Origin of the sequence: Streptomyces sp. SID14436 (assembly GCF_010548465.1) — a bacterium.
GTDB lineage: Bacteria > Actinomycetota > Actinomycetes > Streptomycetales > Streptomycetaceae > Streptomyces.
This window is the reverse complement of sequence record NZ_JAAGMD010000446.1, coordinates 1-11,988: the sequence shown is the minus strand read 5'-3', so window position 1 is coordinate 11,988 and position 11,988 is coordinate 1. Positions and strand designations below refer to the sequence as shown.

9 protein-coding genes and 1 pseudogene are annotated in these 11,988 nt (G+C 73.0%); 5 read left to right on the top strand and 5 right to left on the bottom strand.

Going from position 1 to position 11,988, the window contains the following annotated elements; genetic code table 11:
• The 3 genes and pseudogenes from G3I53_RS15375 to G3I53_RS15370 form a co-directional block, all read left to right on the top strand.
• Positions 1-473: pseudogene (locus tag G3I53_RS15375) on the top strand (hypothetical protein); the annotation flags it as partial.
• A gap of 53 nt (positions 474-526) precedes the next feature.
• A complete protein-coding gene (locus tag G3I53_RS34400; protein ID WP_343239655.1) occupies positions 527-652 on the top strand; it encodes an LPFR motif small protein in 126 nt (41 codons plus the stop codon).
• A gap of 135 nt (positions 653-787) precedes the next feature.
• Positions 788-3,163: a Tex family protein gene (locus G3I53_RS15370; RefSeq protein ID WP_164438449.1), complete on the top strand. Its 2,376-nt coding sequence runs from the start codon at positions 788-790 to the stop codon at positions 3,161-3,163.
• Between the two features lie 67 nt (positions 3,164-3,230).
• Here the strand turns inward: G3I53_RS15370 and G3I53_RS15365 are convergent, their stop codons facing one another.
• Positions 3,231-4,949 carry a BCCT family transporter gene (locus G3I53_RS15365; protein ID WP_164337797.1) on the bottom strand — a complete coding sequence of 573 codons (1,719 nt, stop codon included), beginning with the start codon at positions 4,947-4,949 and terminating at the stop codon, positions 3,231-3,233.
• 181 nt (positions 4,950-5,130) lie between these two features.
• Here G3I53_RS15365 and G3I53_RS15360 point away from each other — a divergent pair, with 181 nt between their 5' ends.
• Positions 5,131-5,871 carry a MerR family transcriptional regulator gene (locus tag G3I53_RS15360; protein ID WP_164337796.1) on the top strand — a complete coding sequence of 247 codons (741 nt, stop codon included), beginning with the start codon at positions 5,131-5,133 and terminating at the stop codon, positions 5,869-5,871.
• Positions 5,872-5,955: 84 nt separating this feature from the next.
• Here the strand turns inward: G3I53_RS15360 and G3I53_RS15355 are convergent, their stop codons facing one another.
• The 4 genes from G3I53_RS15355 to G3I53_RS15340 all read right to left on the bottom strand — a co-directional run bounded on the left by G3I53_RS15355 (position 5,956) and on the right by G3I53_RS15340 (position 11,061).
• Positions 5,956-8,133 (bottom strand): 3-hydroxyacyl-CoA dehydrogenase NAD-binding domain-containing protein, encoded by a 2,178-nt coding sequence (locus G3I53_RS15355; RefSeq protein WP_164337795.1) that lies wholly within the window; start codon positions 8,131-8,133, stop codon positions 5,956-5,958.
• A gap of 47 nt (positions 8,134-8,180) precedes the next feature.
• Complete coding sequence (locus G3I53_RS15350) at positions 8,181-9,395, bottom strand: acetyl-CoA C-acetyltransferase (protein ID WP_164337794.1); 1,215 nt, start codon at positions 9,393-9,395, stop codon at positions 8,181-8,183.
• 11 nt (positions 9,396-9,406) lie between these two features.
• Positions 9,407-10,552 (bottom strand): CaiB/BaiF CoA-transferase family protein, encoded by a 1,146-nt coding sequence (locus G3I53_RS15345; protein WP_164337793.1) that lies wholly within the window; start codon positions 10,550-10,552, stop codon positions 9,407-9,409.
• 128 nt (positions 10,553-10,680) lie between these two features.
• On the bottom strand, positions 10,681-11,061 hold the full coding sequence (locus G3I53_RS15340; protein ID WP_164337792.1) for an MmcQ/YjbR family DNA-binding protein: 381 nt from the start codon (positions 11,059-11,061) through the stop codon (positions 10,681-10,683).
• A gap of 90 nt (positions 11,062-11,151) precedes the next feature.
• On the opposite strand from G3I53_RS15340, the gene G3I53_RS15335 reads away from it, so the two are divergent.
• Positions 11,152-11,988 (top strand): saccharopine dehydrogenase NADP-binding domain-containing protein (locus G3I53_RS15335; RefSeq protein WP_164438448.1); only part of this gene is annotated, 837 nt, incomplete at its 3' end.

Here is an 11,988-nt window from a genome sequence, read left to right as displayed (position 1 = left end):
CCGTCGCGCGGCCGCTGTACGCGGCGCACGCCCAGCTGCCGGTGCCCGAGGAACCGCACCTGGCGCTCTGGCACGCGGCGACCCTGCTGCGCGAGCACCGCGGCGACGGCCACCTCGCCGCTCTCCTCGCGGCGGAGCTGGACCCGATGGAGGCCCTGGTCAGCCACACCGCGACCGGCAAGGGCATGGCGCCGCAGTGGGCGCTCGGCACCCGCGGCTGGCAGCGCGACGACTGGGACGCGGCGGCCGGGCGGCTGCGGGCGCGGGGTCTGCTGGACGGCGAGGGGGAGCTGACCGACGCGGGGGTGGCGCTGCGCCGCGAGCTGGAGGCGGAGACCGACCGGCTGGACCGGGCGCCCTACGAGCACCTGGGCGCCGAGGGCGTCGAACGCCTCACCGAACTGGCCTCGGGACTGACCGGCCGGGCCCTGGCGGCGGGCGCGTTCCCGGCAGGCATGGTCGGCAAGGGCTGAGGGTACTCGCAGGTCTCCCGGCACGCCCGTCGGGAGCACGAAAGGGGAATCCTGTGTTCCGAGCCATCGCAGACGTACTGCGCCAGATCGGCGGCGCCATCGCCACCGTCGTGACGCTGCCGTTCCGCGCTCTCGCCCGCCTCTTCGGCGGCGCGTCGGGCAGCACGCGGCGCGCCTGAGCCGGGGTCCCCGGGCGCGGGGCGGACACGCCGCTCCGCGCCGCCCGGGGACTCGGGGCTCCCTGCTCCCCCGACTGTCCGTGCGGCCTGTCAGAATTGCCGCGCAAGCCGGAACGGATAAGGCGGTACGGGATCGTGACGACACCCCCCACAGGGTCCATCGAAGGCAGGATCGCCGAGGAGCTCGGCGTACGGGAGCGGCAGGTCAGAGCAGCGGTGGAGCTGCTCGACGGCGGTTCGACGGTGCCCTTCATCGCCCGCTACCGCAAGGAGGCCACCGAGATGCTCGACGACGCGCAGCTGCGCGCCGTCGAGGAGCGGTTGCGCTATCTGAGGGAGCTGGAGGACCGGCGCACGGCGATCCTGGAGTCGGTGCGCGAGCAGGGCAAGCTGACCGAGGAGCTGGAGGCCCGCATCCGGGGCGCCGAGACGAAGGCGCGCCTGGAGGACGTCTATCTGCCGTACAAGCCGAAGCGGCGCACCAAGGCCCAGATCGCCCGGGAGGCCGGCCTGGAGCCGCTGGCGGAGGGGCTGCTCGGCGACCCGGGCGTCGAACCGCTCGCCGCGGCCGCCGCGTTCGTCGACGCCGGCAAGGGCGTCGCGGACCCGCAGGCCGCCCTGGACGGGGCGCGGGCGATCCTCACCGAGCGGTTCTCGGAGGACGCCGACCTGATCGGCGAACTGCGCGAACGCATGTGGGTGCGCGGGCGGCTGGCCGCCCGGGTGCGGGAGGGCAAGGAGGAGGCGGGCGCCAAGTTCGCCGACTACTTCGACTTCGCCGAGCCGTTCACCGACCTGCCCTCGCACCGGATCCTGGCGATGCTGCGCGGTGAGAAGGAGGAGGTCCTCGACCTCGTCCTGGAGCCCGAGGAGCCCACGGACGGCCCGTCCTCCTACGAGGGCGTCGTGGCGCACCGGTTCGGCATCGCCGACCGGGGGCGCCCGGGCGACAAGTGGCTGCTGGACACGGTCCGCTGGGCCTGGCGCACCCGCATCCTGGTGCACCTCGGCATCGACATCCGGCTCCGGCTGCGCACGGCCGCCGAGGACGAGGCGGTGCGGGTCTTCGCCGCCAACCTGCGCGACCTGCTGCTGGCCGCCCCGGCGGGCACGCGGGCCACGCTCGGCCTGGACCCGGGTTTCCGCACCGGGGTGAAGGTCGCCGTGGTCGACGCGACCGGCAAGGTCGTCGCCACGGACGTGATCCACCCGCACGTCCCGGCGAACCGGTGGGACGAGGCGATCGCCAGGCTGGCGCGGCTGGCGAAGGAGCACGCGGTCGAGCTGATCGCGATCGGCAACGGCACCGCCTCCCGCGAGACGGACAAGCTGGCCGGCGAACTCATCACCAAGCACCCCGAGTTGAAGCTGACGAAGGTGATGGTGTCGGAGGCCGGGGCGTCGGTGTACTCCGCCTCCGCCTTCGCGTCGCAGGAACTGCCGGACATGGACGTGTCGTTGCGCGGCGCGGTGTCGATCGCGCGGCGGCTCCAGGACCCGCTGGCCGAGCTGGTGAAGATCGACCCGAAGTCGATCGGCGTCGGCCAGTACCAGCACGACCTGTCCGAGGTGAAGCTGTCGCGTTCGCTGGACGCGGTCGTCGAGGACTGCGTGAACGGCGTGGGGGTGGACGTCAACACGGCGTCGGCCCCGCTGCTCGCCCGGGTCTCCGGCATCACGTCCGGGCTCGCCGAGAACATCGTCGCCCACCGGGACGGCAACGGCCCGTTCCGTTCGCGCGGTGAGCTGAAGAAGGTGCCGCGGCTGGGCCCCAAGGCCTACGAGCAGTGCGCGGGCTTCCTGCGGATCCGCGGCGGCGACGACCCGCTGGACGCCTCCAGCGTGCACCCGGAGGCCTACCCGGTGGTGCGGCGCATGGTGCGGGCCACCGGCCAGGAGGTCACTTCCCTGGTGGGCAACACGGGGGTGCTGCGCTCGCTGCGCGCCGAGGACTTCGTGGACGAGACGTTCGGTCTGCCGACCGTCGGCGACATCCTGAAGGAGCTGGAGAAGCCGGGGCGCGACCCGCGTCCGGCGTTCCGGACGGCGGCGTTCAAGGAGGGCGTGGAGAAGATCTCCGACCTGTCCTCCGGGATGGTGCTGGAGGGCGTGGTGACCAATGTGGCCGCCTTCGGCGCCTTCGTCGACGTCGGGGTCCACCAGGACGGCCTGGTGCACGTCTCCGCGATGTCGAAGACGTTCGTCAAGGACCCGCGGGACGTGGTCAAGCCGGGCGACATCGTCAAGGTGAAGGTCCTCGACGTGGACATCCCGCGCAAGCGGATCTCGCTGACGCTGCGCCTCGACGACGAGGCGGCACCGCAGGGACAGCAGGGGCAGCCGGGCGGCGGTGAGCGCCGGCAGCGCGGCGGGCGCCCGCCGCAGCAGCGCCAGGGCCGCCGCGGCGGCGGTGGCGGTGGCGGCCGTCAGGCGGCACCGCCCGCGAACAGCGCGATGGCCGACGCCCTGCGCCGCGCCGGTCTGGTCGACCCGAAGAAGGGCGGCCGCTGACCCCGCCGGACATGCTTCAGGGGACGGCACCCGTGCCGTCCCCTGAAGTCAGCGGTGTGTGCGGGGGTCAGTGCTTGCCGATCGGGTCCCCCTCCACATCGGTGCCGCGACCGGGCCCGATGCGCAGTTCGAACTCACCGTCGTACTTCCGGTGGCCCTCGATGACGGCCAGGTCGACCGCCTCGGAGCCCATCTCGCCGCGCACGATGAGCGGGTCGCGCCGCAGGTCCCGCATGAGCGCCACGCACATGAAGATCATCACGATGACGAACGGTGCCGCCGCGAGGATCGTGAGGTTCTGCAGGCCGGTCAGCGCGTCGCCCTGGCCGCTGCCCACCAGCAGCATGATCGCGGCGACCGCGCCGGTGACCACACCCCAGAACACGACGACCAGACGGCTCGGTTCGAGGGAGCCCTTCTGCGAGAGGGTGCCCATGACCACCGAGGCGGCGTCCGCGCCCGACACGAAGAAGATGCCGACGAGGATCATCACCAGCAGGCTGGCGGCCGTGGCGATCGGGAACTCGTTGAGGACGGCGAACAGCTGACCCTCGGGCGTGGCCTCCTCGCCGAGGCGGCCCTGCTCCTGGAGCTTCATCGCCGAACCGCCGAAGACGGCGAACCAGACCAGGCTGACCGTGCTCGGCACCAGGATCACGCCGCCGACGAACTGCCGGATCGTGCGGCCCCGGCTGATGCGGGCGATGAACATGCCGACGAAGGGCGTCCAGGAGATCCACCACGCCCAGTAGAAGACGGTCCAGCTGCCCAGCCAGCCCGCCACGCCCTCGCCGCCGCTCGCCTCGGTGCGGCCGGCCAGCTGCGGCAGCTCGCCCAGGTAGGAGAAGACGGACGTCGGGATCAGGTCGAGCACGACGATCGTGGGTCCGGCCGCGAACACGAACAGGGCGAGGATCAGGGCCAGCACCATGTTGGTGTTGGACAGCCACTGGATGCCCTTCTCCACGCCGGAGACGGCGGAGGCGACGAACGCGAGCGTCAGCACGGCGATGATGCTGACCAGCAGCCCGGTGCTGACCTTCTCCAGCCAGCCCAGCTCCTGCACGCCCGACCCGATCTGCAGCGCGCCGAGGCCCAGGGAGGCCGCCGAGCCGAAGATCGTGGCGATGATGGCGAGCATGTCGATGACCCGGCCGCCGATGCCGTTCGACGCCTTCTCCCCGATCAGCGGCGTGAACACGGCGCTGATGGTCTGCCGGCGGCGCCGGCGGAAGGTGCTGTAGGCGATGGCGAGACCGACCACGGCGTAGATGGCCCAGGGGTGGAGCGTCCAGTGGAACAGCGTGGTCGCCATGGCGACCTCCATGCGCTCCCCGGAGTCGGCCGGGTCGGTGCCCGGCGGGGCGTCCACGTAGTGCGCCAGCGGTTCGCTGACGCCGTAGAACATCAGGCCGATGCCCATGCCGGCGCTGAACATCATGGCGACCCAGGAGACGGTGCGGAACTCGGGCTCCTCGCCCTCCGCGCCGAGGTGGATCCTGCCGTACCGGCTGGCGGCGAGCCACAGGGCGAACACCACGAAACCGGAGGCGGCGAGCATGAAGGCCCACCCGCCGTTGTGGATCAGCCCGCTGAGCGCGCTGGCGGAGACGTCCTCGAGCGAGTCGGTCCAGACGGCTCCCCAGAGGACGAACGCGAGGGTGAGCGCCGCCGTGACCCCGAAGACGACCCGGTCGGTCTGCGGTCGCCCCCGGCCCGGCAGTCCCGTTTCCGAACCCGGCAGCGGACCCGCCGTCTCCTTGTCCTTGTCTTGGTCCTGCGTCACAGGCGGCACCTTTCATCGAGCCGATGCAGCAGCGTATGCCCTTCCCGCCATGCCCCTACCACGCCAGACGCGATATTCACCTCTTCCACAGCACGCTTCGGTCTCACTCCGGGCACGGTCGTCACCGGCCGTGGTGCGGGTGAGGTGCCCGGGAACGCGTGGGGCGGCGATACTGCTGCCCATGACGACCGACACCGAGGGGTCCCCCAGGCGTACCGGAGCGGCCCCGGGCCAGGACGGGGAGGAACCGGCCCTGACGGTCGGCGAACTGGCGGCGCGGGCGGGCGTCACCGTGCGCACGGTCCGCTTCTACGGCACCCGGGGCCTGCTGCCGCCGCCCGCGCTCGGGCCCCGGCGGGTCGGCCGGTACGGCGGGGAGCACCTGGCCCGGCTGGCGCTCATCGAGGAGTTGCAGCGGCAGGGCATGACCCTGGCGGCCATCGAGCGGTATCTGAGCCGGCTGCCCGCGGACCTGACCGTGCGGGAGCTGGCCCTGCAGCGGGCGGTGGTGGCCTCCTGGGCGCCGGACACCGTGGAGACGGTCCCCCGCGCGGAACTCGAACGCCGGGCGGGGCGCGAGCTGTCCGAGGAGGACCTGCGCCGGCTCGCGGCGGTCGGGGTGGCCGAACCGGACGGCGACGCCTTCCGGGTGGACACCGGGCTGCTCCGGCTGGGCGTCGAGCTGCTGGACGTGCCGCTGGCGCAGGAGACGGTCCGGGCGGCCCGCGCCGTGCTGGTGGAGCATTCCCGTGCCGCCGCCCGCGCCCTGTCCGAGCTGTTGCGCGACGCGGTGGCGGAGCAAGACGCGCGGGACGTGCGGTCCCTGTCCGCCCACATGCATCCGCTCGTGGTGCAGGCCCTGCTCACCTCCTTCCAGCGGTCCCTGCGCGAGGAACTGCGGGAGTGGCTCGACGAGCAGTGACCCCCGGGCGGGCGGCGACCGACGCCCGCCGGCCGGTCACGGCCCCGCGCCGGCGCGTGCCGGTGCGGGGCCGTGACCGGTGGCTCAGCGGGCGTCGGTGAACACCTCGCCCCGCTCGGCCTTCTCCACCAGCAGCGCGGGCGGCGTGAAGCGCTCCCCGTAGCGGTCGGCGAATTCACGGGCACGGGCCACGAAGCCGGGCAGGCCCCCCTCGTAGCCGTTGATGTACTGCAGCACGCCGCCGGTCCAGCCCGGGAAGCCGATGCCCAGGACGGAACCGATGTTGGCGTCCGCGACGGAGGTCAGCACGCCCTCCTCCAGCAGCCGCACGGTGTCCAGCGCCTCGGCGAAGAGCATGCGTTCCTGCATGTCGCGGAACGGGATCTCGTGCCCGGGGCGGGTGAAGTGCTCGCGCAGGCCCGGCCACAGGGCTCCGCGCCGGCCGTCCTCCCCGTACTCGTAGAAGCCGGCGCCGCCGCTGCGCCCGGTGCGGCCGAACTCGTCGACCATGCGGTCGATGACGGCCTCGGCGGGGTGCGGGGTCCAGGTGCCGCCCGCGTCCTCGACGGCCCGCCGGTACTCCTGCCGGATCCGGCGCGGCAGGGTGAGGGTCAGCTCGTCCACCAGGGACAGCACCTTGGCCGGGTAGCCGGCCTGCGCTGCGGCCTGCTCGACGGAGGCGGGTTCGACTCCCTCGCCGACCATGGCGACGCCCTCGTTGATGAAGTGGCCGATGACGCGGGAGGTGAAGAAGCCGCGGGAGTCGTTGACGACGATCGGCGTCTTGCGGATCTGGCGGACCAGGTCGAAGGCGCGGGCCAGCGCCTCCTCACCGGTGCGCTCGCCCTTGATGATCTCGACCAGCGGCATCTTGTCGACCGGCGAGAAGAAGTGCAGGCCGATGAAGTCGTCCTGGCGCTCGACGCCTTCGGCGAGGGCGGTGATGGGCAGCGTGGAGGTGTTGGAGCAGAGCAGGGCGTCGGGGGCGACGACGTCCTGGATCTCCTGGAACACCTTGTGCTTGAGCCCGGTGTCCTCGAAGACCGCCTCGATGACCGCGTCGCAGCCGGCCAGGTCGGCCGCCTCGGCAGTGGGGGTGATGCGGGCGAGCAGCGCGTCGGCCTTCTCCCGGGTGGTGCGGCCCTTGGCGACGGCCTTCTCGCACAGCCGCTCCGAGTAGCCCTTGCCCTGGGCGGCCGCCTCCGGGGACACGTCCTTGAGGACCACGTCGATGCCCGCGCGGGCGCAGGAGTAGGCGATGCCGGCGCCCATCATGCCGGCGCCGAGGACGGCGACCCGCCGCACCTGGCGGGGCTCGACGCCGCGGGGGCGGTTCGCGCCGGAGTTGACGGCCTGGAGGTCGAAGAAGAACGCCTGGATCATGTTCTTCGAGATCTGCCCGGCGGCCAGTTCGACGAAGTAGCGGGTCTCGATGACCTGGGCGGTCTCGAAGTCGACCTGGGCGCTCTCGACGGCCGCGGCGAGGATGTTGCGCGGGGCCGGGTAGGGGGCGCCGTTGGTCTGCTTGCGCAGGGTGGCGGGGAACGCGGGCAGGTTGGCGGCGAACTTCGGGTTCGATGGGGTGCCGCCGGGGATGCGGTGGCCGGGCCGGTCCCAGGGCTGGGCGGACTCGGGGTGGGCGTCGATGAAGGCCCGGGCCTTGGCGAGGAGTTCCTCGGGGGTCTCGGCGACGTCGTCGACCAGGCCGTTCTCCAGGGCGCGCCGGGGGCTGTACTGGGTGCCCTGGAGCAGGACCTTGAGCAGGGCGTCGGCGATGCCGAGCAGGCGCACGGTGCGGACGATGCCGCCGCCTCCGGGGAGCAGGCCGAGGGTGACCTCGGGGCAGCCGATCTTGGAGCCGGGGGCGTCGAGGGCGATGCGGTGGTGGCAGGCCAGGGCGAGTTCGTAACCGCCGCCGAGGGCCGCTCCGTTGATCGCCGCCACGACGGGCTTGCCGAGGGTCTCGATGCGGCGGAGCAGGCGCTTGACGGCCATGGAGCCGTCGAACATGTCCTGTGCCGTCTCGGGGGTGACCCGGATCAGGTCGCGCAGGTCGCCGCCGGCGAAGAAGGTCTTCTTGGCGGAGGTGACGATGATGCCGCGGATGGAGTCCTTCTCGGCCTCCAGCCGGTCGGTGATCACGGCGAGGGAGTCGCGGAACGCCTGGTTCATGGTGTTCGCGGACTGGCCGGGGTCGTCGAGGACGAGGGTGACGACACCGCTGCGGTCCTGTTCCCAGCGGATGGTGGTGCTCTGGGTCATGAGGGGGTCTCCGGGTCTGCGTAGGAAGTCGCGTGCGGTCGCTGGGCTCAGAGGCGTTCGACGACGGTGGCGATGCCCATGCCGCCGCCGACGCACAGGGTGGCCAGGCCGTAGCGCTTGTCCTGGCGCTCCAGTTCGTCGATGAGGGTGCCGAGGATCATCGCGCCGGTGGCGCCGAGCGGGTGACCCAGTGCGATGGCGCCGCCGTTGACGTTGACCTTGTCCAGGGACAGGCCCATGTCCTTGACGAAGCGCAGCACGACCGCGGCGAACGCCTCGTTGATCTCGACGAGGTCGATGTCGTCGATGGTCAGCCCGGCCTTGGCGAGCGCCTTGCGGGTGGCGGGCGCGGGCCCGGTGAGCATGATGGTGGGCTCGGAGCCGGACACAGCGGCGGAGACGATCCGCGCGCGCGGGGTGAGCCCGGCCCGCTCCCCGGCCTCCTTGGAGCCGATGGCGACGAGGGCGGCGCCGTCGACGATGCCGGAGGAGTTGCCCGCGTGGTGGACGTGGTCGATCCGCTCCACCCAGTGGTACTTCTGCAGCGCCACCGCGTCGAAGCCGCCGAGTTCGCCGATGTCCGCGAAGGACGGCTTCAGCTTGGCGAGGGAGTCGGCGGTGGTGCCGGGGCGCAGGTGTTCGTCGTGGTCGAGGACGACGAGGCCGGTGCGGTCCTTCACGGGGACGACGGACCGCGCGAAGCGGTTGTCCTTCCAGGCGGCGGCCGCGCGCTCCTGGGAGAGGGCCGCGTACTCGTCGACGTCGCGCCGGGAGAAGCCCTCGATGGTGGCGATCAGGTCGGCGCCGATGCCCTGGGGGACGAAGTTGACGGCGAGGTTGGTCATCGGGTCGTTGAACCAGGCGCCGCCGTCGGAGGCCATGGGCACCCGGGACATCGATTCGACGCCGCCCGCGAGGACCAGGTCCTCCCAGCCGGACCGCACCTTGGCGGCGGCCAGGTTGACGGCCTCCAGGCCGGAGGCGCAGAAGCGGTTCTCCTGCACGCCGGCGACCGTGTCGGGCAGGCCGGCGGCGATGGCGGCGATCCGGGCGATGTCGGAGCCCTGGTCGCCGACCGGGCCGACCACGCCGAGGACGATGTCGTCGATCGCGGCCGGGTCGAGACCGGGGAAACGGTCGCGGATCTCGTGGATGAGCCCGACGACCAGGTCGATGGGCTTGGTGCCGTGCAGGGCGCCGCTTGCCTTGCCGCGCCCGCGCGGGGTGCGGATCGCGTCGTAGACGTACGCTTCGGTGCTCACGAGGAGGCCTTTCACTGAGGGTTCGAGGGCGGGGTCGGCAGTCGGGGCACGTCCCAGTCGCGGGCCACGCCGTCGGTGTCGGCGCCCGGCCGGGCGGGCCCGGTGCGGACGGTGGTCGGGGTGGCGGAGAACCGCGGTGCGGGTGCGGGCTGGGTGCGGCCGCCGTGGTCGGTGAAGGTGCCGCGGGCGGCCAGGTGCGGGTGGTCCGGTGCCTCGGCGAGCGAGAGGACGGGGGCGACGCAGGCGTCCGAGCCCTCGAAGACGGCCGTCCACTCCTCGCGGGTGCGGGCCCGGAAGCGGTCGGCGACCTGTGTCCTGAGCGCCGGCCAGCGGCTGACGTCGGTGCGGGCCCCGGGCTGCTCCGCCAGGCCGAGCAGGCGCAGGAACTCGGCGTAGAACTGCGGTTCCAGCGCGCCCACGGCCATGTACCGGCCGTCGGCCGTCTCGTAGGTGCCGTAGTACGGGCAGCCGCCGTCGAGGAGGTTGGCGCCGCGCCGGTCCTGCCAGGCGCCGGCGGCCAGCATGCCGTGGATCATCGAGGACAGGTGGGCGGTGCCGTCGACGATGGCGGCGTCGACGACCTGGCCGGTGCCGGTGGCCCGCGCGTGGTGCAGGGCGGCGAGGACGCCGAGGGCCAGGTAGAGGGAGCCGCCCGCGTAGTCGCCGAGCAGGTTGGCCGGGGCGGGCGGGGGGCGGTCGGGGTCGCCGATCATGCCGAGGGTGCCGGTGAGGGCGATGTAGGCGATGTCGTGGCCCGCGCGGTCGGCGAGGGGGCCGTGCTGGCCCCAGCCGGTCATCCGGCCGTAGACCAGGCGCGGGTTGCGGGCGTGGCAGTCGGCGGGTCCGACGCCGAGGCGCTCGGCGACTCCGGGGCGGTAGCCCTCGATGAGGACGTCGGCGCGGGCGGCCAGGTCGAGGACGCGGCCGGGTCCGTCCGGGGCCTTCAGGTCGACGATCACGGAGCGCTTGTTGCGGTTGGTGATGTCGTGCGCCGGGTCGATGCCGAGCGCGGGGCCGCCGGGGCGGTCCACGCGGACCACGTCGGCGCCCAGGTCGGCGAGGAGCATGGCGGCGAAGGGTCCGGGCCCGATGCCGGCCAGCTCGACCACGCGCACGCCGCCGAGCGGGCCGTGCCCCGGCGTCGTCGCCTCCGTCATCGAGCCCCCAGCAGTCCGTGACACGACCGATGTAACACCCGTGATGTTAAGAACACGTTCCACCCCGCACAAGGGTGGGCGAGCAAGCGCTTAGACACTCTACGCCGGGGTGTGTGCCCGCGTCCCGCTCAGGCGTCGTCCAGCCGCGCCGCCAGGCGCTTCGGCGCGACCGTGCGGTAGCTCTCCTCCACCCAGTCGCAGAGCACCTCCGCGGACGGGGCTCCCTTCGGCTCCAACGGCACCCGGACCCAGCCGGACCGGCCCAGGCCGTACCCGGCGGGCTCGGCGCCGGGGCAGGTCAGGGCGTGGGCGTGCGCCGTCTCGTCCGTCAGCTTCACCGTCACCCCGAAGGGGTGGCTGCCGTCGTTCATGCCGAGGAAGACGAACACCTTGCCGTTGACCTTGGCGACGCTCTCCCCCCAGGGGTGTTCCTCGGCGGCCTCCGGCAGGCCGAGGGCGTACGCGCGCACTTTTTCCCACTTCTTCAGGGCGTTCCTGGGCACGGCCATCGGCTTCCTCCGGGCTCGTCGTCGGCCTCCGCGTCTCACACGCTAGCCTCGGCCACCGACAGCGGCGCGGCTGCACGACCAAGGGGTGTCATGAGCAGGCTGGACAGGACCGACCGTCCGTACGACATCGTGCTCTTCGGAGCCACCGGCTTCGTCGGGCGACTCACCGCGGAGTACCTCGCCGCCCACGCCCCCGAAGGGCTGCGCTGGGCCGTCGCCGGCCGCAGCACGGAGAAACTGGAACGCCTGCGCGACGGGCTGCCGGGCGCCGCCGGGATCGGCGTGCTGCGGGCGGACGTGTCGGAACCGGCGACCCTGCGCGCCCTCGCCGAGCAGTCCCGCGTGGTGGCGACCACGGTCGGCCCCTACGTGCACCACGGCGAGGAACTCGTCGCCGCCTGCGCGGACCTGGGCACGGACTACCTCGACCTGACCGGTGAGCCGGAGTTCGTGGACCTCATGTACGTGCGGTACGACACCCGCGCGAGGGAGACCGGGGCGCGGCTCGTGCACGCGTGCGGCTTCGACTCCGTGCCGCACGACCTGGGGGCCTACTACACCGTGCGCCGCCTGCCCCGCGGGGTGCCGCTGACCGTGGACGGCTACGTACGGGCCGACGCGGCCTTCTCCGGCGGCACCTTCGCCTCGGCCCTCAACCAGATGCCCCGGCACCGGCAGCTGCGGGCGGCGGCCCGGGACCGGCGGCGCCACGAACCGCGGCTGGTGGACCGCCGGGTGTCCGCCCCCGCGGGCGGACCGCGCTACGCCCCCGAGGTGGACGCGTGGGCGCTGCCGCTGCCCACCATCGACGCGCAGATCGTCCGCCGGTCGGCCAAGGCCCTCGACGTGTACGGGCCCGACTTCCGCTACCGGCACTACGCGGCGGTGCGGCACCTGCCCGTCGCGCTGGGCGGGGTCGCGGCGGTG

What these genes read in the sequence shown, in the direction of transcription:
- G3I53_RS15355 (WP_164337795.1), bottom strand. Translation starts at nt 8,133, where the DNA reads ATGACCCAGAGCACCACCATCCGCTGGGAACAGGACCGCAGCGGTGTC.
- G3I53_RS15340 (WP_164337792.1), bottom strand. Translation starts at nt 11,061, where the DNA reads ATGGCCGTGCCCAGGAACGCCCTGAAGAAGTGGGAAAAAGTGCGCGCG.
- G3I53_RS15345 (WP_164337793.1), bottom strand. Translation starts at nt 10,552, where the DNA reads ATGACGGAGGCGACGACGCCGGGGCACGGCCCGCTCGGCGGCGTGCGC.
- G3I53_RS15360 (WP_164337796.1), top strand. Translation starts at nt 5,131, where the DNA reads ATGACGACCGACACCGAGGGGTCCCCCAGGCGTACCGGAGCGGCCCCG.